Raw genomic sequence first — 20,199 nt, forward strand, 5'->3', positions numbered from 1 at the left:
GGCTGACGCACGGCACACGGGGGGGAGGGGACGGTCCGCATGCGGACCGTCCCCTCCCCCCCGTGTGCCGTGCGTCAGCCGGGCCGAGTGCCGCCCGGGCGTCGCCCGTCAGGGCGTCACTTCTTGCCCCGGCACATCAGCCACACCACGGCGGCCGCTCCGGCGGCCGTCAGCAGCAGACCGCGGTGGTCCCGGGCCAGCTGCGCGCCCTGGGCCGTCCTGGCCCGCACCGGCTCGGGCGCCTTCTCCTCCCACAGCCGACCGGCCTCGGCCGCCTTCACCCGGGCCTGCTCAGCGGCCTGGGCGGCCTTGTCCCTGACCGGGTCGGGCAGCTTGTCCTGCACCCGGGAGACGACCTCGGTGGCCTTGGTCCGCAGCTCCTCCGCCTTGGCCGCGGTCTGCTCCCGCAGCTCTCCGGCCTTGACGGCGGTCTGTTCCCGCAGTTCCCCGGCCTTGACGGCGGTCTGTTCCCGCAACTCCCCGGCCTTGGCGGCGGCCTGGTCCTTGGCCTCGGTGGCCTTCTCCTGGGCGCGGGCCTTGACGTCGGCCTTGGCCGCGAGCGCCTCGACGGTCCGGCCGAGCCGCTGACGGGTCTGTTCGACCTGCTCCTGCAGTTCCTCGGGGTCGGCGGCGGTCTGCTCGTCGTGAGGAGGCTGGGTCATCGCTGCGCACTCTCCTTGATCGTTGCCACGTCGGTCTTCACGTTCTCGATCGTCTGCCCCGGAGCGGGCGGGGCAGCCCCGGACACCTGCTTCTTTCCGCTGAGCGCCAGCACCGCGGCGATCACGCCCAGGACGGCGGTCACGATGAGAGCCGCCGCCCATACGGGAAGCGCCACGGCCAGCGCGGCGATCGCGGTGGCCACCAGGGCCTCCAGCATCAGGAAGCCGACGAGGCCGGCCCCGCCGAACAGGCCGCCGCCCTTGCCGTAACGCCTGCCCTTCTCCTTCATCTCCGACTGCGCGAGGCGCAGTTCGGCGCGGACCAGCTCCGTCAGCTGCTGCGACGCGCGCTGGACCAGCTCTCCCACCGGCTCCGTACCGGACGCCTGCTGCGCCGGCCCGTGGTGCGGGTGCGTACTCGACACGGCGCTCACCTCCTGTCACTCGCCCCTTGCGGTCCCGGCGGCACCGCAGCACCGTCCGGTGAGCGCGCGGGTACCCCGGACAGGGGAGTTCAGGGCAGGTGTCTTGATCACATGCGGGCTCGCCGACGCCGTCCGCGGGAACCCGACGGGCGCCGCCACCGTTCACGGACGCAACCCGGACCGGTGCGCGGCCGCCGTCCGCCGGCCATCGACCGCCGGGTCGCCGGCCGTCACGACGACTGGCGCACCACCAGTTCCGTCGGCAGCGTCACCTGCCGGCGGTCCGCGCCGTGCCGGGTGATGTCGAGCAGGATGCGGACCATCGTCCGGCCCTGTTCCTCCACCGGCTGACGCACCGTGGTCAGCGGCGGGTCGGTGTGGCGGGCGAGAACGGAGTCCTCGAATCCGACGACGGCGACGTCGTCCGGCACCCGCCGCTTCCGACGGCGCAGTTCGGCCAGGGCGCCGACGGCCATGAGGTCGGAGGCGGCGAAGACGGCGTCCAGGTCCGGCACACGTTCAAGTAGCGAACGCATCGCCCGGCGGCCCCCCTCCTCGGTGAAGTCGCCGGCCTCCACCAGGAGGTCGTCGGCGCGCAGCCCCGCCGCGCGGTGGGCGTCGCGCCAGCCGGCGAGGCGGCCCCGGCCGACGTCCATGTCGAGCGCCCCGGTGATGGTGGCGACGCGGCGGCGCCCCCGGTCCAGCAGGTGGCGGACGGCCGCGGCGGCGCCCCCGGTGTTGTCGGAGTCGACGTGGGGGAGCTGCTCCCGCTCGTCGCGGCGGCCGGCCAGCACGGTGGGCAGCCCCATCTCCTCCAGCATCCCGGGCAGCCGGTCGTGCGCGTGGACCGAGACCAGCAGTACGCCGTCGACCCGGCGGGCCGCCACCGAAGCGGCCAGCTGGTCGCGCTCGAACTGGTCGCGGACCAGCGTCAGCTGCAGCTGGGTGCGGGTCTCGGCGAGCGCGCCGCTCACGCCGCGGATCAGGGCGGCGAAGAACGGTTCGGCGCCGAGCCGGCTCTCGGACTCCGGGATCACCAGGGCCACCGCGTCGGTGCGGCTGGTCACGAGGCCGCGGGCCACGGAGTTGGGGATGTAGTTCAGTTCCTCGATCGCCGCGAGCACCCGTGCGCGGGCGTCGGCGCTGACGAGGTCCGAGCCGTTGATGACGCGGGAGACCGTGGTCCGACCCACCCCGGCGCGGGCTGCGACGGTTTTGATCGTCGGTTGGCCGTTCGCTGTCATGTGCTCCTCCCGGCGGCAACCGCAGCGGCACCGGCCGCGGACGTGACCAGCGGCAATTGTGGCAGACGCCGCGGCGGCGGCAGCACCTCTCCGTAATCACGAAGCGAACGCCGAGTGCCCGGTTAGGCAACGAATCGAACGAATCGTTTTCAAGTCATTGACATAGCCGGGCGCTGGGACGAGTCTTCCAACCGCCGGTGGGAGCGTTCCCACGGGCTCGAGTGGGCACGTTCCCATCCTTTGGTGGTCACGTTCCCACCACCCTTCGTGTCGCCGTAGCCATCGCCCGCCTCGTCACTCCGGTGCGTACAGCGCCGTCGCTTGGAGGAAGACACATGAGCACTTCGCACAGGTCACCGCGCAGGAGAGCGGTCGCGGTCGTCGCGGCAGCCGGCGCGCTCGCGCTCGTCGCCGGCTGTTCAGGCGGTGACGAATCGGTGACGGGCGGCGGCAAGAAGGACGGCAAGGTCACCATCACCATGGGCTTGTACGGGGTGATGGGATTCAAGGAGACGGGCCTCCTGGAGCAGTACGAGAAGGAGAACCCGAACGTCACGATCAAGGCCGAGGTGGCCGGGGACGAGCAGACCTACTACACCGCCCTGCAGACCAGGCTGGCCGGCGGCAAGGGCCTGAAGGACATCCAGGGCATCGAGATCGGCCGGGCCAAGGAGGTCGTCGAGACCCAGGCCGACAAGTTCGCCGACTTCGCGGACGTGGAGGGCACCGACCACTTCCTGCCGTGGAAGCAGTCACAGATCACCACCGAGGACGGCAAGGTGCTGGGCCTCGGCACCGACATCGGCCCGATGGCGGTCTGTTACCGCAAGGACCACTTCGAGAAGGCCGGACTGCCCACCGACCGCGACGAGGTCGCCCAGCTGTGGGAGGGGGACTGGAACAAGTACGTCGAGGTCGGCCGCACCTTCAAGAAGGATTTCAAGGGCGGTGACGTGGCGTACATGGACGCGGCCAGCGGCCTGTTCAACGCCATGGTCTACGGCTACCCCGAGCAGTACTACAACGCCGAGGGCGAACTGATCCACGAGACGAACCCGGCGGTCAAGGAGGCCTGGGGCCTCGCCGCCGACGCCGCCGAGGACGGTCTGTCCGCCAAGCTCCGCCAGTTCCAGCCCGGTTGGGACCCGGGCCTGGCCAACGGCACGTTCGCCACGGCCGTCTGCCCGGCCTGGATGCTCGGCCACATCACCGAGAAGGCGGGCGAGGCGGGCAAGGGCAAGTGGGACGTCGCCAAGGCTCCCAAGGGCGCCAACTGGGGCGGCTCCTTCCTCGGTGTGGTCGAGCAGAGCCCGGTGAAGGAGGAGGCCAAGAAGCTCGTGGCCTGGCTGACGGCTCCGGAGCAGCAGGCGCACATCTTCCAGGGGCAGGGCAGCGTCCCGTCCTCGCAGGAGGCCCTGGACTCCGCCGAGGTGAAGGACTTCACCTCCGAGTACTTCGACGGCGCCCCCATCGGCCAGATCTTCGGAGAGGCCGCCCAGGAGATCCCCGACGGGCAGGTCCTCGGCCGCAAGGACGGCACGATCAAGGACACCTTCTCCCAGGGCCTGGTCCTGATCGAACAGCAGGGCACCCCGCGTGACGAGGCCTGGGACACCACCGTGGAGCGCATCGAGAAGGCGGTCGGCTGACCCGTCGTCCCCGGGGTCCGCGTCGTACCTCCGGCCGCCCGGGCCCGCCCGCACCTCGCGGGCGGGCCCGGGGCCCGGCCCACACCGCGGCTCCCACCAGCTCTTCCCAGCTCCCAGCTCTCAGGAAGGAAGTCCGGTGGCCACCTCCACCACCAAGGCCCAGGCCGGCGAGGGGCGTCGAGGACCGTCCCGCGGGCCGGGCGGCCACGACGCGGGCCGGCGGCGCGGCGCGCTGCTGCACCGGCTGGACATCAAGGGCGCGCCGTACGCGTTCGTCGCACCGTTCTTCGTGGTGTTCGCCGCGTTCAGCTTCTACCCCCTCCTCTACACCTCCTGGATCTCCCTGCACCGGGTGGAACTGGCCACCCTCGACGTCATGGAGTGGGTGGCGCTCGACAACTACGTCGAGCTGTGGAGCGACGCCCGCTTCTGGAACGCGGCGGCGAACACCGTCACGATCGGTGTCATCTCCACGGTGCCGCAGCTGTTGATGGCGCTCGGCCTGGCCCACCTGCTCAACTACCGGATGCGCGGCTCGCTCTTCTTCCGCATCGCCTCGCTCGTCCCCTACGCCACCTCGGTCGGCGCCGCCGCCCTCGTGTTCACGATGCTCTTCGAACGCGACTTCGGCATGATCAACTGGGCGCTCGGCGTGGTCGGCATCGACCCGGTCAACTGGGAGTCCGAGAAGTGGCCCGCCCAGCTCGCCATCTCGACGATCGTCATCTGGCGCTGGACCGGCTACAACGCGCTGCTCTACCTGGCCGCCATGCAGGCCATCCCCGCCGAGCGGTACGAGGCCGCCGCCATCGACGGCGCCTCCCGCTGGAAGCAGTTCACCAACGTCACCGTGCCCGGGATCCGTTCCACCATCGTCTTCACCATCGTGCTCTCCACCATCGGCGCGACCCAGCTGTTCGGCGAACCGCTGATCTTCGGGCAGGGGCCGAACGGTGTGACGGGCGGCGCGGACAACCAGTACCAGACGCTGGGTCTGCTGCTGTACGAGGAGGGCTGGAAGAACTACCAGATGGGCCGCTCGGCGACCGTCGCCTGGGTGATGTTCCTGCTGCTCGTCCTCGTCTTCGTGGCGCAGCGCGCGGTCAAGCACCTGCGCTCCCGTGCCGCCGGCCGCCCCCGTCCGTCCTGACCAGGAGTCCCACATGACCACAGGAAGCCTCCCGGTCCGGACGGACGCGCCGGACCGGACCGCATCGAGGAACACCCCGCCGCGGCAGCCCGCCGCCCGCGTAGGCCGCCGGAGACTGGCCCCGGGCGCCGGCCGCCAGCACCACGCGGGCCCGCTCGCCTACGTCCTGCTCGGGATCATGGCGCTTCTGTCGATCTTCCCGCTGTACTGGACGATGGTGGCGGCCTCCACCGACAACACCCGGGTCAGCCAGACGCCGCCGCCGTTCCTGCCCGGCCCGAACCTTTTCAGCAACCTCGCCCGCGCCTGGGACGAGGCGGCCATGGGCAAGGCCATGCTGAACAGCCTGATCGTGGCCGGGGTCATCGCCCTGTCCACGGTGATGTTCGCGACGCTGGCCGGGTTCGCCTTCGCCAAGCTGCGCTTCTCGGGCCGCAACGTGCTGCTCATGCTGGTGGTCGGCACCATGATGGTGCCGCCGCAGCTCGGCGTCGTACCGCTGTTCATGATGATGTCCGAGCTGGGCTGGACGCAGGAGCTGCCCGCCGTCATCTTCCCCACCCTGGTGAGCGCGGTCGGTGTCTTCTTCATGCGGCAGTACCTGTCGGAGGCGCTGCCGGACGAGCTGGTCGAGGCCGCCCGGGTCGACGGCGCGCACTCGCTGCGTATCTTCTGGAGCATCGTGCTGCCCGTGGCACGCCCCGCGATGGCGGTGCTGTTCATGATCACGTTCGTGCACGCCTGGAACGACTTCTTCTGGCCGTTCGTGGTCCTCGACATGACCAACCCGACGGTCCCCGTCGCCCTCACCGGACTCAGCGCCGGCTACGTCCGCGACCAGTCCCTGATCATGGCGGGCGCGCTGCTCGGCACGCTGCCGCTGCTGGCGATGTTCATCGTCTTCGGCCGCCAGATCGTCAGCGGCATCATGGCGGGCGCGGTCAAGGGCTGACCCGCCGCCGAGCCCGTACACCCGACCCGGACCACCCGGACCACTCGGACCGCCCAGGAAAGGACTCACGTGGTCAGCGCAGCGCAGCCGCAGCCCGCGTCCGCCACGGACGCCTCCCGCACCTTCCCGGCAGGGTTCCTCTGGGGCTCCGCGACCGCCGCCTACCAGATCGAGGGGGCCGCCGCGAAGAACGGCCGCACGCCGTCCATCTGGGACACCTACGCCCGCACCCCGGGCCGGGTCCGCAACGGCGACACCGGTGACATCGCCACCGACCACTACCACCGCCGCCGCGAGGACGTGGCCCTCATGGCCGACCTCGGCATCGGCGCCTACCGCTTCTCCCTCGCCTGGCCCCGGATCCAGCCCACCGGCCGCGGACCCGCCGTGCAGATGGGGCTCGACTTCTACCGGCGTCTCGTCGACGAACTGCTGGACGCGGGCATCCAGCCCGTCGCCACCCTCTACCACTGGGACCTGCCGCAGGAACTGGAGGACGCCGGCGGCTGGCCGGAGCGGGCCACCGCCGAGCGGTTCGCCGCGTACGCGGCCCTGGCCGCCGACGCGCTCGGTGACCGGGTGAAGACCTGGACCACCCTCAACGAACCCTGGTGCAGCGCCTTCCTCGGCTACGGCTCCGGCGTGCACGCCCCCGGCCGTACCGACCCGGTCGCCGCCCTGCGCGCCGCCCACCACCTCAACCTGGCCCACGGCCTGGCCGTCCAGGCCCTGCGCGACCGCATCCCCGCCGACGCCAAGTGCTCGGTGGCCCTCAACGTCCACCACGTGCGCCCGCTCACCGGCAGCGAGGCCGACGGCGACGCGGCCCGCCGCATCGACGCGCTGGCCAACCGGGTGTTCACCGGACCGATGCTGCACGGCGGCTACCCGCAGGACCTCGTCGAGGACACCGCCGCGCTGACCGACTGGTCGTACGTACGGGACGGCGACCTCGCGCTGATCCACCAGCCGCTGGACTTCCTCGGTGTCAACTACTACACGCCCACCCTCGTCTCCGGGGCCGACGGCGACGGTTCCCCCACCTCCTACGGGCACGGCGGCGACCGCACCCCGTGGCCGGCCGCCGACGGGGTCGCCTTCCACCAGTCCCCGGGCGACACCACCGCCATGGGCTGGGCCGTCGACCCGACCGGCCTGTACGACCTGCTGCGGCGCCTGTCGTCGGAGTTCCCGCGACTGCCGCTGGTCATCACGGAGAACGGCGCCGCGTTCGACGACTACGCCGACCCGGCCGGACACGTCAACGACGCCGCCCGCATCGCCTACCTGCGCGGTCACCTGGCCGCCGTGCACCGGGCCATCGAGGACGGGGCGGACGTACGCGGGTACTTCCTGTGGTCGCTGCTGGACAACTTCGAGTGGGCGCACGGTTACAGCAAGCGCTTCGGCCTCGTCTACGTCGACTACCCGACCGGCACGCGCACCCCCAAGGCCAGCGCCCGCTGGTACGCCGAGGTCGCCCGCACCGGCGTCCTGCCCGGCGCCTGACCGGGCCGGTCGTGGCGCCGCGAACACCGCACCGCGGGGCACGAGTTGCTGATTTCTGGATCGCGCCCGCCGCCGATTATGATCTTGGTCATGACCGCGCAGAACTCTGACAAGACGCCCTCCCGCAAGCAGCGACTCCAGGAGAAGCAGCGCCGCCAGCTTTCGGTGGTCGACACCGTGGACAAGGCCGAGGCCAAGGTCCGCAAGGCCGAGGGGGAACTCGCCGTGGCCGTCGCCGAGGCGGTGCAGGTGTTCGGCGGCGCGCAGGCCGCGTCCGAGGAACTCGTGATGCCCCTCGAGGCGATCCGGCGCTTCCTCGACATGGTCGAGGACGAGGAGGACGACGCCGGCCAGGGCACCGACACCGCCGGGCCCGCCGGAGCGGACGAGGCCGAGGAAGCGGAGCCCGTCACCGCCTAGGCGTACGCGGACCGGGCGCGGCGTACGGTCGCACGCGCCCGGCATGACGGCCGGCCCGGTGTCGCCACCGGGCCGGCCGTCATGCCGGTTACACGTGTCGGCTACACGAAACTCCACAGCGCTGCCGTCAGGCCGAAGCCGATGACACCCATCGTGGTGGTCAGGACCGTCCAGGTGCGCAGCCCGCTCGCCACGTCCAGACCGGCCAGCTTGGTGAACATCCAGTAACCCGCGTCGTTGATGTGCGACACGGCGAGCCCTCCCGCGCCCAGGGCCAGGGCGACGAGGGACAGCTGGGCGGTCGACAGGTCGGCGCGCTCCAGCAGCGGGTGCAGGATGCCCGCGGCCGTGATCAGGGCGACGGTCGTCGAACCCTGGGCCGCGCGCAGGGCCAGCGACGTCAGGAAGGCCAGCAGGAGGACCGGGAAACCGGTCCGGTCCAGTACGTCCGCGATCGCGTCGCCGATGCCGCTGGCCACCAGCACCTTGCCGAACACCCCACCCGCGCCCGCCACCAGGATCACCATGGCGACGGAGGGGAGGGCCGAGCCCATCACGTGGGCGATGTGCGCGCGGTCCCAGCCGCGGCGGGCGCCGAGGAGGTACGCGCACAGCGCGACGTCGATGAGCAGGGCGACCATCGGGGCCCCGAGCACGGTCAGCACGGCGCGCGGGACCGAGCCCTCGGCGAGCAGGTTCTCGCCGAGCGTGCCCGCCAGGATCAGCAGGATAGGGGTGACGATCAGGGTGAGGACCATGGCGAAGGACGGCGGGGGAAGGTCCGGTTCGGCCGTCGCCGTCGCCGTCGCCGTCGCCGTCGCCGTGCCCGTGCCCCTGCCCCCGCCCGGAGCGGGTTCCGTCCCGTCCGTGGTGGCGGGGGTGCCGGTGCCGGGGGCGTCGGGGGAGGACCCGCCGCCGTAGACCTCCGCGTACACCGCCGGATCCATCGGGTACTCGCGGCGGGTCATGCGCCGGGAGACCAGGTAGCCGAGGGCGACGACCACCGCGGTGACCGGGATGCCCATGAGCAGGACCAGGCCCTGGTCCGCGCCGATGGCCTCGACGGCGGCGACCGCCCCGGGGTGCGGGGGCAGGAACGAGTGCACCGTGAGCATGGCCGCGCCCATCGGGAGGGCGTAGACCAGGAGCGGCTTGCGGGAGGCGCGGGCGATGCCGTACGCGATCGGCATCAGGATGATGAGGCCGACCTCGACGAAGACCGGGATCCCGATGACGAAACCGGCGACCGTGAGGGCGAGCGGGGTGCGTCTGGACCCGAAGCGGCCGATGAGGGAGTGGGCGAACGCCGTCGCGCCGCCGGAGAGTTCGATGATGCGGCCGATCATCGCGCCGAGGGCGATGATCGTGGCGATGTGGCCCAGGGTGGACCCCATGCCGTCCTCGATGGTGCTCACCAGGTCGGCGGCCGGGATGCCGGCGGCCAGCGCCACGCCGATGGAGACCACGACGAGGGCGACGAACGGCTGGACCCTGGCCCGCAGGATGAGGAGCAGGAGGGCCGCGACACCCGCGGCGGCGATGAGGAGGAGGGTGGTGTGGCTCATCGTCACTCCCCGTCGTGCGGGGTCTTCGGGGAGAGGACGGTGACGACCGAGGAGTCGTCCTGGGCGGCCAGGCCGGCGGCCTCGCCGAGGAGGTAGAGCTGCTGGGCGGCGGAGGCGAGGGGGACGGGCACGTGGGCGTCGCGCGCGATGCCGGTGACGATGCCCATGTCCTTCACGAAGATGTCGAGGCGGGACTTCACCTCGGGGGCGGCGTCGCGCTCGTACGTCTCGACCATGCGGGGACCGCGGTCGGAGAACATGAACGAGCCCGCGGCGCCGTGCCGGAGGCTCTCCACGACGGTGGCCGGGTCGAGGCCGAGACCCCGGGCGAGGGCGAGGGCCTCCGCGGCAGCGGCGATGTGCACACCGGCGAGCAGCTGGTTGATGGCCTTCAGGGACTGGCCGTCACCGGGGTTCGCGCCCACGACGGTGAGCGTGGAGGCCAGCAGGTCCAGGACCGGACGGGCCTGGAGGAGGGCCTCGTCGTCCGCGCCCACGACGATCAGCAGGTCGCCGGCGCCGGCCCGCACCGGGCCGCCGCTGACGGGAGCGTCGACCGTGCGGACCCCCTGCTCCGCGAGCCGGGCGGCCGTGGCGCGGGCGGCGGCCGGGCCGACGGTGCTGGTGAGGACGACCGCGGCGCCGGGGCGGAGGGTATCGGCCACACCGTCCGTGCCGAACAGGGCTGCCTCGACCTGGGCCTGGTCCCGTACGGCGAGGAGGACGACGTCGGCCTCGCGGGCGGCCTCGGCCGGGGTGGACGCCGCGGTGCCGCCGGCGGTGACGAGCTGGGCGAGCCGCTCCTCGGATATGTCGAAGGCGGTGACGGGGAGGTGCGCGGCGAGGTGGGTCGCCATGGGCAGGCCCATGGCGCCCAGGCCGATCACTGCGGTGCGGGGGAGCGAGGACATGAGGGGGCCTTTCAAGGAGTACGAAGCACGAAGTACGGCGTAGGGGGCACCGGGAAGCCGGAATGCCGAAGCGCCGGAGGGAAGTGGTGCCGCGGGCGGCGGGGTCCGTCAGGCGCCGGTGAGCTGGTTGATGACGCGGGAGGCCGCCTCGGCCACCGCGTCCCGGCCCGCCGACCACAGGGCCACCGCGTCCGAGCCCGGGAGGGCGGCGGGCAGCGCGGTGCCGACCGCCTGGAGGTAGGCGCGGCGGAGTTCCGCGTTGACGTTGACCTTGGCGACGCCCCGGGCGAGGGCGGCCCGCAGCTGTTCCGCGGGCAGACCGCTGGCGCCGTGCAGGACCAGGGGGACGGGAACCTCCGCGCGGATGCCGGAGAGGCGCTCCAGGTCCAGGCGGACGGGCTCGGCGGTGAAGCCGTGGACGTTGCCGACCGCCACGGCCAGGGCGTCCACACCCGTCTCGGCCACGAACTCCGCGGCCTGCGCCGGGTCCGTCATCGCGGCCGTGGACGCCGACGCGTTCACCGACACGTCCTCGTCGCCCGCGAGCGCGCCCAGTTCGCCCTCGACCCAGGCACCGTGGTCACGGGCCCGCCGGACCGTCTCCCGGGTGAGGGCGACGTTCTCGGCGAAGGGCAGGTGGGAGCCGTCCACCATGACCGAGGTGTAGCCGGCCTCCAGGCAGGCGGTGATCTCGTCCAGGTCGCGGCTGTGGTCCAGGTGCACGCCGACGGACGCGGTGGACGCCGCCGCCGCGTCGAGGGCCAGTCGCATCAGCGCCTCCCGGCCCGCGTGCTTGAAGGGGCTGGAGCCCGCCTGGATCAGCACCGGGCGGCCGGGGTTCGCCTCGGCCGCCGCGACGATGCCCTGGACCGTCTCCAGGTTGTACACGACGAAGCCGGGCAGCGCGTGGCCGTTGTCGTACGCCTTGGTCAGGGCCTTGAGGCCCGCGGGTCCTGTCTGCAGCATCAGGCCGCGCTCCTCAGCAGGGTCAGGGCGTCGGACAGGGCGTCCTCGTCGCCGACGTTGCCGGCGAACACGATGTAGGGGACACCGGTGGCCGGGCCGTCCGTGGGCTGCCACAGCGACACGATGCCGGGCAGCAGGGTGCCGCGCGCCCAGGCGCGGCGGATCCGGAGCCCGTGGGTCGCGGTGTCGCTGGAGGTGATGCCGCCCTTGGCGACGACGAACGCGGGGCGCCGGGCGGCCGTGATCAGGCGGACCGTCTCGACCAGCGCGGCGGAGACGCTGCGGGAGATCGCGAGGCTCTCGTCGGGGTCGGCCGCGGTGACGACGGCCCGCGTGGTGCGGACGACCGTGTCGGACGTCCCCATCGCGGCGGCCGCGGCGGTGGCGGTCTCCTGGATGTGGGCGTCCCGGGCGGCGGGGTCGAGGAGCCGGGCCACGTCCAGCTCGAACTCGGTCAGGTCCGTGACGTCCTCCCGCAGGCGGTTCAGCTGCCGGGTGGTGAGGGAGACGTGGGAACCGACGACGATCAGGCCGTGGTCGCCCTCGGCGCGCAGACCGGCGAGTTCGGGGGCGGTGAGCGGGGGGTGGGCGGACTGGCCGGCCCGGGCCCGCACGAAGGAGGGGCCGACGCGGTAGAGCAGCCGGGTCCCCCGCGTCTCGGCCTCGGCCGCGGCGAGGGCCAGGACGCGCAGGTCGTCGTCGCAGACCGCGTCCACCACGGCGGTCGCGCCGTCGCGCAGCCCTGCGAGGAGCCGCGCCACGCGGTCGGGGCCACCGGTCCGCAGGTCGGTGAGGGTGATGCGGAGGACGTCGGCGGCGGGTACCCGGCCCGCCGTCTTCTCCTCGACCCACTCCGGCAGCGACGAGGCGGCGTAACCGAAGGTGGCGTCCTTGGCGAACTCGCTCTCGCCGACCGGGAGGAGACCGTCCGGGGTGCGCATCCAGTGCGTGGAGCCGACGGTGAGGCGGCCCGCCTCGATGTAGGCGGGGACGAGGACGACGCCGTCGGGGGCGGCGCCGTTCGCCTCCAGCTCCTGGGCCAGGACGTCGGTCTCCAGGGGGAAGTGCCCGCGGAGGGTGGAGTCGCCGCGCGAGGCGATGACGTACGGGACGTCCTCGGCCTCGGACGCCTGGTGGAGGGCGCGGGCGACCTCGCGGTTGCGGGCCGCCGCGTCCTCGGGAGCGAGGCTGCGGGTGTTGGTGAGGACGAAGAAGGCGGGGCTGTCCTGCCGCAGGGCCCAGCGCAGGTCGTCCACCGTCCAGGTGGTGAGGACGGGGACGTCCTTGACGGTCTGGGTGCCCGTGGGGTCGTCGTCGAGGACGGCGAGGCGGGGGGCCGTGCGCAGCCGGGCGGCCACGTCCGCGGGGGCGACGGCCCTGACCGGGGGGACGTTCCCGAGCACTTCGGACTCGGGCAGGGCATGACGAGGTAGAGACATGGTGGTTCCTGAGGTGTGGTGCGTGAGGGGGTGCGGGGTGGGCGGGGCGGCGGATCGTCCGTCCGCCCACGGACCGCTGCGAGCCCACCCGGGCCGGCGGTACGGGTGACCCGTGGCCTTGGGCCGCGGCAGGCGTGCCGCTGGTGTCAGTCGGCGGACTTCAGCACGTGCGTGCGGTAGTCCACCGCCGTCTGGTTCATGTGGGTGTTCATCGCCTCGCGTGCGCGGTCCGGGTCACCGGCTTCGAGGGCGGCGAGGACCGCCTCGTGGTGGGCGATCGCGTGGACCCGGATCCGGGGGATCGCGGAGGTCTCACGGCGGCCCTCGGCGAGGAGGGTGCCGAACGGCTCGAACAGGAGCGGCACGAAGAGGTTGCCGGTCGCCCGCATGACCGTCGCGTGGAAGTCGATGTCGGCCTGGACGAACTTCTCCGTGTCCGCCTCGTCGGCGGCCTCCCGCATCGCCGCGAGGTGCTCACGCAGGTCGGCGAGGTGGGTCTCGTCGCGGCGGACCGCGGCCAGCTCCGTCGCACCGTTCTCGATGAGCCGGCGGGCCTCGATGAGCTGCTCGGAGAGCGAGCTGTGGGAGGCGCGGGAGGCGGCCCGGACCACGGGCTCCAGGGCGGTCCAGCGGTCCGGGGGGTTCACGAAGGTGCCGCGTCCCCGGACCACCCGTACGACGTTCTGCGCACGCAGCTGCTTGACCGCCTCGCGGACCGTCAGCCGGCTCACCGACGCCTGTTCGGCCAGTTCGGCCTCCGGGGGGAAGGCGGCGTCGGGCGGGTGGGTGCCGTCGATGATCTCGCTGAGCAGTCGTTCGGCGAGGTCCTCGGAGAGCGACATCTTCGGGCCTCCGTCGGGTGGGTGCGGGTCGGGAGTCACCCTATGGCGGCTCCATGCGGCGACTCGACCGAGATGTCAGAGGTCAGACATCAGACGTCTGATGTCTCAGTCGCGGTAACCCTGGCAGTGACTTCCCGGCACGTCAATACCCTTGGGGTGTTTTTGTTCGGTTGCTCACTACGACGGGCGCGTGCGAGCGGGCCGTGAAGGCCCTGCTCGCACGCGCCCGTGTGTGTGGGAGGAGCGGATTCCGGGGCTGTTCCGGGGCTTTGCCGGGGCTACGCCCGCGCGGAACCCAGGATTTCGTGCATCGACTCCTCGCGCCACCGGCGCAGCAGCTCGTGGAAGGCGACCGCGCCGTGCGGGTAGGCGGACGGGCCGTTGGGCCGGCCGCGTCCTTCACGGTTGTAGTAGCCGGGGGTGCACTCGGCGTGGAACCACTCGTGGTCGGGTGCGCCCTCGGCCAGGGCGGCCCGCCAGGCGTCCTCCGCCTCGCGGGACGGCTCGACGAGGGCGCCCGCGGCCTCCGCGGCGGCGACGAGGGCGGCGGCGTGGACGGCCTGCTCGTCCAGGATGTGGGTGAAGTTGACGCTGCTGGCGTTCTGCAGGGATCCCATCTGGATGAGGTTCGGGAACCCGTTGCTGGTGAAGCCGTGCAGGGTGCGCGGGCCGCCTCGTGCCCACGCGTGCAGCAGCTGGGTGCCGCCGCGGCCGTGGACGGGGAGCCTGCCGGAGAGGACGCCGGAGGTGCCGACCTCGAATCCGGTGGCGAAGACCAGGCAGTCCAGCTCGTAGGTGGCGTCGCCGACCACGACACCGTGGGCGGTGACGCGCTCGATGCCGTGGGTGTCCGCGGTGTCGACCAGGGTGACGTTGTCGCGGTTGAACGCCGGGTAGTACTTGTCGGAGAAGGTGGGGCGCTTGCAGGCGTACCGGTACCAGGGCTTGAGCTTCTCCGCCGTGTCCGGGTCGGCGACGTCCTGCTCGACGCGGGCACGCAGCTCGTTCATCTTGGCGGCGTCGGCCACCTCGTAGGCCGCTTCGAAGGTCTCCCGGTCGCCCTCGCGCCGGAAGCTCGGCAGCAGCTTCTCCAGGAGGCCGGCGGACGCGGTCCAGCGGTCCGCCACGAGGTCCTCGTCGGCGGGTTCGCCGGAGACGATGCGCAGGAAGTTGTCGCGGCGCGCCCGCGCCCAGCCGTCGACGTCGGCGCCGACGTCGCGGGCCTCGGTGCGGCGGTTGGCGCGCACGTCCACGCTGGAGGGCGTGCGCTGGAAGACGTAGACGTGCGCGGCGTCCTCGGCCAGCATCGGGACGGCCTGGATGCCGGTGGCGCCGGTGCCGACGATGCCCACGCGCTTGTCCGCGAGACCGGTGAGGCCGCCGTCCGGGGTGCCGCCGGTGTAGCCGTAGTCCCACCGCGAGGTGTGGAAGGTGTGGCCCCGGAAGTCCTCGATGCCGGGTATCCCGGGCAGTTTGGGCTCGGACAGGGTGCCGGTGGCCGTGATGACGTAGGCGGCCCGGAACTCGTCCCCCCGGTCGGTCGCCACGATCCACACCTGTGACTCCTCGTCCCAGGTCAGTGAGGTGACCGCGGTGGAGAACACGGAGTCGGCGTAGAGGTCGAACTTCTCCGCGATGCGCACCGCGTGGCGGCGGATCTCGTCACCGGGGGCGTACTTCCACTCCGGTACGTACCCGGTCTCGTCCAGCAGGGGCAGGTACACGTGCGACTCGACGTCGCAGTGGATGCCCGGGTAGCGGTTCCAGTACCAGGTGCCGCCGAAGTCGCCGCCCTTCTCCACGATCCGGATCCGCGCCACGCCCTGCTGCCGCAGCCGCGCCCCGGCGAGGATGCCGCCGAACCCGCCGCCGACGACGGCGACGTCGACGGTGTCGCGCAGCGGCTCGCGCTCGGGCACCTCTCCCGCGTACGGGTCGGCGGCGTAGTAGCCGAACTCGGCGTCGGTGGCCAGGTACTGCCCGGCGCCGTCGGGTCGTACGCGCCGCTCCCGCTCGAGGCGGTACCGCCGCCTCAGCCCGCTGAGTTCGTCGGGAGTCGGCACCTGCGAGGTCGTCATGGGGGGCCTCGATCCTATGGGGGGTCTGCTGCCGGACGGCCGCCTCGTCGCGTCGGGGTGCGCACGCCTCCCGCACTCCCAGCGGCCGTCAACTACCCTAACCCCTACCGGACACAGTTGTCCGGTAGGTAGGCGGGTGCACCCCGCACCCGGCGGACAGGAAGAGTGGACCCCCCATGCGACGACTCCGACGCCTCCGACGACTCCCGAGCCGTTCCCTCAGCCCCCTGGCCGGTCTCGCCGTGTTCGGCGTGCTGGCCCTCACCGGGTGCGGTACCGAGACGGGCGGTCCCGGCGCACCGGCCGCGGCCGGCCAGGACAGGACCATCCGCGCCGAGAAGGTCATGCAGCTGACGGAGGTGCACGAGGAGACCGGGATGACCCTGCTGGAGGGGCCGGTCTTCGACGAGGACGGCAAGCTGCTCGTCGTCGACGTCACCGCGCCCGAGGGCGAACCGAAGGTGCTGCGCGTCGACGTCCGGAAGAAGACCTCGCGGGCGGTCCACACCGACGGCCGCGGCGCCTACACCTCCGCCCAGTTCAGCCCGTACGACGGACGGCTCTACCTGACCGACTTCGCCCAAGGCGAGATCGTGAGCCTCGCCCCGGACGGCGGTGACCTCCGCACCTTCTTCTCCGGCGAGGTCGACGGCGCGCCGATGAACCCCGACGACCTGGCCTTCGACCAGGAGGGCAACCTGTACGTCAGCGACTCACGCGGCCTGACCGAGGGCGAGGAGACCGGCCGCGTGGTGCGCATCGACCGCGCGGGCGAGGAGGCCACCGTCCTGGCCGACGGGCTGGCCGCGACCAACGGCATCTCGTTCGACGAGGACTACCGGGGCCTGTGGTTCAGCGAACTCACCGAGAACCGGATCTCCTACCTCCCCCTCCACGGCCGGGGAGGAGTGTCCGCCCGGCACACCGCGATACGGGTCGACGGCGGACTCGCCCAGACCGACTCGATCGCCGTGGACGCGGACGGCAACCTCTACCAGGCGCTGCACGGCCGGCCCGCGATGGCCGTGTACAGCAAGTACGGGGAGCGCCTGGCGACCGTCGAGGTCCCCGCCCGGCAGGCCGAGGGCCTGGAGTCGGCGACCAACGTGGCGATCACGCCCGGCGGGACCAGGGCGTACATGACCGTCAGCGGACCGGCAGGGGGCTACGTGTACGGCTTCGACGCCTTGGCGAAGGGCATCCGGCAGTCCAACGGCGGCTGACCTGCCCCTCGCTCACCGTTCCTGATCAGTGAGCAGGGCTGAGTCTTGGACCCATATTGATTACCCCTCCAAGGGCCGCACCGGCCCCACCCCCACGTCGAGCAGCCGCCAGGCCGCCAGGGCCCGGCGTTCCCGTTCCTGGCGGGTGGGGCCGGTGACGGCGCCGGAGACCATGGCGACGGCGAGCATGAGGTCGTCCGCCGCGGCCAGCCGGTGACCGTCCGGCAGGTGCCCGCGCAGGGCGCGCTCGACCCGGCCGGACAGGACCGAGGCGTGCGCCCGGGTGCCGGGGTCGCGGCGGGCCCCGTCGGAGTGCAGGAGGCCGATGAAGGCCGCCGACTCCGTCAGGTGCCAGGTCATCACGCCGAGGACGCCGGAGAAGGTGGCGCCCTCGGCCCCGGCCGCCTGCTCGACCTGCCGCACGTTCTCCTCCAGGACCGCGGCGGCCAGGGCGTCACGGTCCTGGAAGTGCCGGTACAGCACGCCCTGCCCGACTCCGGCGCGACGCGCGATCGAGGACAGCGGGGCGTCCAGCCCCTGCTCGGCGTAGATCTCGCGGGCGGCGGCGATGAGGGCGGCCCGGTTCCGGGCGGCTGCCTTCGGCCCTTGGTTCGGGGGTCGCCGCCCGTCCGGCGCGGGGTGGTGCGTCACCTCGGCAGGGTACTCGGGCGAGGGTGGAACGCCTCCGCGCCCGTTCCCGTCCTCCTTCTCCGGAACGCGGTGGCCGGGTTCCGGAGAGGGGCGCGAGGGTGCATACGGGCGAGTACGCCGAGTGGACGCGGCGGTTCGAGAGGGAGCGGGAGCGCAGAGCCGACCGGGGGGACCCGGACTGGACGCGGGGGGCGACGCTGCATCCGGCGGTGTGGGCCAGTGTCGGGCGCTTCCAGGTCGGCGAGGACGGTGACGGCGCCGATCTCGTCGCCAAGGCCGACGGAGCCGGCGACGCCGACTACGCGCGGGCGGTCCGGCTGTTCGTCGCCGAGGAGCAGAACCACGCCCGGCTGCTGGCCCTGCTGCTGGCCGCGGGCGGCCGTCCGACGCTGACCGGGCACTGGAGCGACACCGTCTTCGTACGATTACGGCGTCTCATGGGACTGCGCATGGAACTGCTGGTGCTGATGATCGCGGAAGTGGTGGCGCTGCGTTATTACCGCGCCCTGCGCGACGGCGCCCGCGATGCGCTCACCTCGGACGTGGCGGCCCGGATCCTGGCCGACGAGGAGCGTCACGTCCCGTTCCACTGCGAACGGCTCCACGCCTCCCTGGCGGAGCTGCCCCGTCCCACCCGCCGCCCGGTGCTGGCCCTGTGGCGGCTCCTCCTGCTCGGGGCCTGTGCGGTGGTCGTCGCCGACCACGGCCGGGCGCTGCGCCGGCTGGGTGTCGGGCGCCTGCGTTTCGCGGCCGACGTCATGGCGTCGTCCGGCGCGGTGGTCGCCGGGGTGCTGGCGCCCCGCCCGGGCGCCGGGACGCGTACGGATCCGTCCCGTAACCGCTGAGGAGCGAGCACCCGGGGCCGCGCCACGGACGCGCGGCCCCCGGGGCGTCAGAACTTCGGCGCCGGGGCCTGCGCCTCCACCAGGGCCGCCGCCTCCTCCCTGCTCTGCACCGAGGGCGGCGAGCCCTCCAGCGGCTGCTGCGCGGTCTCCTTCATGAAGGCCACCGCGACGATGCCGACCAGGGCGGCGGCCATCGCGTAGTAGGCGGGCATCATCGCGGAGCCGGTCGCGCCGATGAGCGCGGTGATGACCAGCGGCGTGGTGCCGCCGAACAGGGACGCCGACAGGTTGTAGCCGACCGACAGGGAGCCGTAGCGGACCGAGGTGGGGAACATCGCGGGCAGCGCCGCCGACATCGTCCCCAGCAGGCACACCAGGGACAGGCCGAGCATCAGCATGCCGCCCGCGACGGCGACCAGGCTGCCCTGCCGCACCAGCAGGAACGCGGGCGCGGAGAGCACCAGGAAGCCCGCCATGCCGGTCATCAGGAGGGGCTTGCGGCCGTACCGGTCGGACAGCCGGCCCACCTGGTTGATGATCAGCATCAGCAGCACCATGGTGACGACCAGGATCAGCAGCCCGTGGGTCTCGGAGTAGCCCAGTTCGTCGGAGAGGTACGTCGGCATGTACGACAGCAGCATGTAGTCGGTGATGTTGTACGCGCCGACCAGGGCGATGCACAGCACCAGCACCCGCCAGTGGCTGCGGAAGATCCTGGCGAGGTCGCCCCGGGCGGTGCTCTCCACCGCGTCCGCCGCCGGGACGCGCGCGTTGCCCTCCTCCAGCTTCAGGTAGGCCGGGGTGTCGTCCAGCCTCATCCGCAGGTAGAGCCCGACGAGGCCGAGCGGACCGGCGACCAGGAAGGGGATGCGCCAGCCCCAGGAGTCCATCGAGTCCGTGCCCAGCCAGGCGGTGAGCGCGGTCACCAGTCCGGCCGCGCCGGTGTACCCGGCGAGCGTGCCCAGCTCCAGGAAGCTGCCGAAGAAGCCGCGCCGCTTGTCCGGCGCGTACTCGGCGATGAACGTGGAGGCGCCGCCGTACTCGCCGCCCGTGGAGAAGCCCTGGAGCAGCCGGAACAGGATCAGCAGCAGCGGCGACCAGAAGCCGACCGCGGCGTACGTCGGCAGCAGCCCGATGGCGAACGTGGCGACCGCCATCAGGATCATCGTCAGCGCGAGGACCTTCTTGCGGCCGACCTTGTCACCCATCGGACCGAAGACCATGCCGCCGATCGGACGTACCAGGAAGGCGACGGCGAAGGTGGCGAAGGACGACAGCAGCTGCGCGGTCTCGCTCCCGGACGGGAAGAAGACCCGGCCGATGGTGCCGGCGAGATATGCGTAGATGCCGAAGTCGAACCACTCCATGGCGTTGCCGAGCGAGGCGGCCTTCACCGCCCGCCTGACCGCCCGCTCGTCCGTCACCGTGATGTCCGACCGGCGCAACCTGGGGTTCTGCCGGCGCCGGACGGCACGGAAGAGGGTGCGGTGTCGTTTGATCGCTGCGCTGTCGGGCGCGAGCCCGTGGTCGGCGGAGGACGTGGCTGGCTCTCTTTCCCCGGGCACGGCGCTCCGGACGGAACGCATGCACCTTACAACTGACTACTCAGCTGAACCTGCCACGAAATCGCCATTTCAGTCATGGGCATTGATTTCGTCACACCAGGCG

At 72.4% G+C, this 20,199-nt stretch carries 18 protein-coding genes; 7 read left to right on the forward strand and 11 right to left on the reverse strand.

The features are described from left to right. Positions 1-116: 116 nt before the first annotated feature. The 3 genes from UW392_RS17680 to UW392_RS17690 all read right to left on the reverse strand — a co-directional run bounded on the left by UW392_RS17680 (position 117) and on the right by UW392_RS17690 (position 2,331). Positions 117-662 carry a DUF3618 domain-containing protein gene (locus UW392_RS17680; RefSeq protein ID WP_320775978.1) on the reverse strand — a complete coding sequence of 182 codons (546 nt, stop codon included), beginning with the start codon at positions 660-662 and terminating at the stop codon, positions 117-119. After that, positions 659-1,087 carry a phage holin family protein gene (locus UW392_RS17685; RefSeq protein WP_320775979.1) on the reverse strand — a complete coding sequence of 143 codons (429 nt, stop codon included), beginning with the start codon at positions 1,085-1,087 and terminating at the stop codon, positions 659-661. Before UW392_RS17685 ends, UW392_RS17680 begins: the two co-directional genes overlap by 4 nt. A gap of 230 nt (positions 1,088-1,317) precedes the next feature. Beyond that, positions 1,318-2,331: a LacI family DNA-binding transcriptional regulator gene (locus tag UW392_RS17690; RefSeq protein ID WP_320775980.1), complete on the reverse strand. Its 1,014-nt coding sequence runs from the start codon at positions 2,329-2,331 to the stop codon at positions 1,318-1,320. Positions 2,332-2,666: 335 nt separating this feature from the next. Here UW392_RS17690 and UW392_RS17695 point away from each other — a divergent pair, with 335 nt between their 5' ends. The 5 genes from UW392_RS17695 to UW392_RS17715 all read left to right on the forward strand — a co-directional run bounded on the left by UW392_RS17695 (position 2,667) and on the right by UW392_RS17715 (position 8,011). Continuing rightward, on the forward strand, positions 2,667-3,980 hold the full coding sequence (locus tag UW392_RS17695; protein ID WP_320775981.1) for an ABC transporter substrate-binding protein: 1,314 nt from the start codon (positions 2,667-2,669) through the stop codon (positions 3,978-3,980). Between the two features lie 136 nt (positions 3,981-4,116). Continuing rightward, a complete protein-coding gene (locus UW392_RS17700) occupies positions 4,117-5,130 on the forward strand; it encodes a sugar ABC transporter permease (RefSeq protein WP_320775982.1) in 1,014 nt (337 codons plus the stop codon). 13 nt (positions 5,131-5,143) lie between these two features. Further along, positions 5,144-6,082: a carbohydrate ABC transporter permease gene (locus UW392_RS17705; protein WP_320775983.1), complete on the forward strand. Its 939-nt coding sequence runs from the start codon at positions 5,144-5,146 to the stop codon at positions 6,080-6,082. A 69-nt stretch (positions 6,083-6,151) separates the two neighbouring features. After that, positions 6,152-7,591 carry a GH1 family beta-glucosidase gene (locus UW392_RS17710; RefSeq protein WP_320775984.1) on the forward strand — a complete coding sequence of 480 codons (1,440 nt, stop codon included), beginning with the start codon at positions 6,152-6,154 and terminating at the stop codon, positions 7,589-7,591. 90 nt (positions 7,592-7,681) lie between these two features. After that, positions 7,682-8,011, forward strand: coding sequence for a hypothetical protein (locus tag UW392_RS17715; RefSeq protein ID WP_320775985.1), 330 nt, complete (start codon positions 7,682-7,684; stop codon positions 8,009-8,011). A 101-nt stretch (positions 8,012-8,112) separates the two neighbouring features. Here the strand turns inward: UW392_RS17715 and UW392_RS17720 are convergent, their stop codons facing one another. From UW392_RS17720 to UW392_RS17745, 6 genes are all read right to left on the reverse strand, one after another. After that, positions 8,113-9,576 carry an SLC13 family permease gene (locus tag UW392_RS17720; RefSeq protein WP_320775986.1) on the reverse strand — a complete coding sequence of 488 codons (1,464 nt, stop codon included), beginning with the start codon at positions 9,574-9,576 and terminating at the stop codon, positions 8,113-8,115. Between the two features lie 2 nt (positions 9,577-9,578). Next, positions 9,579-10,487 carry an NAD(P)-dependent oxidoreductase gene (locus UW392_RS17725; RefSeq protein WP_320775987.1) on the reverse strand — a complete coding sequence of 303 codons (909 nt, stop codon included), beginning with the start codon at positions 10,485-10,487 and terminating at the stop codon, positions 9,579-9,581. Positions 10,488-10,595: 108 nt separating this feature from the next. Continuing rightward, positions 10,596-11,453, reverse strand: a complete 858-nt coding sequence (locus UW392_RS17730; protein ID WP_320775988.1) for a class II fructose-bisphosphate aldolase — start codon at positions 11,451-11,453, stop codon at positions 10,596-10,598. Then, a complete protein-coding gene (locus UW392_RS17735) occupies positions 11,453-12,892 on the reverse strand; it encodes a four-carbon acid sugar kinase family protein (RefSeq protein WP_320775989.1) in 1,440 nt (479 codons plus the stop codon). The genes UW392_RS17730 and UW392_RS17735 overlap by 1 nt, the downstream gene beginning before the upstream one ends. A gap of 146 nt (positions 12,893-13,038) precedes the next feature. Next, entirely contained in the window at positions 13,039-13,734 is a 696-nt protein-coding gene (locus UW392_RS17740; RefSeq protein WP_320775990.1) for a FadR/GntR family transcriptional regulator, read from the reverse strand. A 278-nt stretch (positions 13,735-14,012) separates the two neighbouring features. After that, entirely contained in the window at positions 14,013-15,812 is a 1,800-nt protein-coding gene (locus tag UW392_RS17745; protein WP_320775991.1) for an NAD(P)/FAD-dependent oxidoreductase, read from the reverse strand. 176 nt (positions 15,813-15,988) lie between these two features. Between UW392_RS17745 and UW392_RS17750 the strand changes: the two genes are divergently transcribed. Then, complete coding sequence (locus tag UW392_RS17750) at positions 15,989-17,035, forward strand: SMP-30/gluconolactonase/LRE family protein (protein WP_320775992.1); 1,047 nt, start codon at positions 15,989-15,991, stop codon at positions 17,033-17,035. 60 nt (positions 17,036-17,095) lie between these two features. On the opposite strand, the gene UW392_RS17755 is transcribed toward UW392_RS17750, so the two are convergent. Further along, complete coding sequence (locus UW392_RS17755) at positions 17,096-17,686, reverse strand: helix-turn-helix domain-containing protein (protein WP_320775993.1); 591 nt, start codon at positions 17,684-17,686, stop codon at positions 17,096-17,098. 98 nt (positions 17,687-17,784) lie between these two features. On the opposite strand from UW392_RS17755, the gene UW392_RS17760 reads away from it, so the two are divergent. Then, positions 17,785-18,531 (forward strand): ferritin-like domain-containing protein, encoded by a 747-nt coding sequence (locus UW392_RS17760; protein WP_320775994.1) that lies wholly within the window; start codon positions 17,785-17,787, stop codon positions 18,529-18,531. Between the two features lie 47 nt (positions 18,532-18,578). On the opposite strand, the gene UW392_RS17765 is transcribed toward UW392_RS17760, so the two are convergent. Beyond that, positions 18,579-20,117, reverse strand: coding sequence for an MFS transporter (locus tag UW392_RS17765; protein WP_320775995.1), 1,539 nt, complete (start codon positions 20,115-20,117; stop codon positions 18,579-18,581). Between the last annotated feature and the right edge of the window lie 82 nt (positions 20,118-20,199).

Source organism: Streptomyces sp. CRN 30 (assembly GCF_034105845.1).

Bases quoted from the DNA above. Each gene is read 5' to 3' on its own strand.
- UW392_RS17680 (WP_320775978.1), bottom strand. From the start codon at position 662: ATGACCCAGCCTCCTCACGACGAGCAGACCGCCGCCGACCCCGAGGAA.
- UW392_RS17690 (WP_320775980.1), bottom strand. From the start codon at position 2,331: ATGACAGCGAACGGCCAACCGACGATCAAAACCGTCGCAGCCCGCGCC.
- UW392_RS17695 (WP_320775981.1), top strand. From the start codon at position 2,667: ATGAGCACTTCGCACAGGTCACCGCGCAGGAGAGCGGTCGCGGTCGTC.
- UW392_RS17705 (WP_320775983.1), top strand. From the start codon at position 5,144: ATGACCACAGGAAGCCTCCCGGTCCGGACGGACGCGCCGGACCGGACC.
- UW392_RS17715 (WP_320775985.1), top strand. From the start codon at position 7,682: ATGACCGCGCAGAACTCTGACAAGACGCCCTCCCGCAAGCAGCGACTC.
- UW392_RS17720 (WP_320775986.1), bottom strand. From the start codon at position 9,576: ATGAGCCACACCACCCTCCTCCTCATCGCCGCCGCGGGTGTCGCGGCC.
- UW392_RS17725 (WP_320775987.1), bottom strand. From the start codon at position 10,487: ATGTCCTCGCTCCCCCGCACCGCAGTGATCGGCCTGGGCGCCATGGGC.
- UW392_RS17730 (WP_320775988.1), bottom strand. From the start codon at position 11,453: ATGCTGCAGACAGGACCCGCGGGCCTCAAGGCCCTGACCAAGGCGTAC.
- UW392_RS17735 (WP_320775989.1), bottom strand. From the start codon at position 12,892: ATGTCTCTACCTCGTCATGCCCTGCCCGAGTCCGAAGTGCTCGGGAAC.
- UW392_RS17740 (WP_320775990.1), bottom strand. From the start codon at position 13,734: ATGTCGCTCTCCGAGGACCTCGCCGAACGACTGCTCAGCGAGATCATC.
- UW392_RS17745 (WP_320775991.1), bottom strand. From the start codon at position 15,812: ATGACGACCTCGCAGGTGCCGACTCCCGACGAACTCAGCGGGCTGAGG.
- UW392_RS17750 (WP_320775992.1), top strand. From the start codon at position 15,989: ATGCGACGACTCCGACGCCTCCGACGACTCCCGAGCCGTTCCCTCAGC.
- UW392_RS17765 (WP_320775995.1), bottom strand. From the start codon at position 20,117: ATGCGTTCCGTCCGGAGCGCCGTGCCCGGGGAAAGAGAGCCAGCCACG.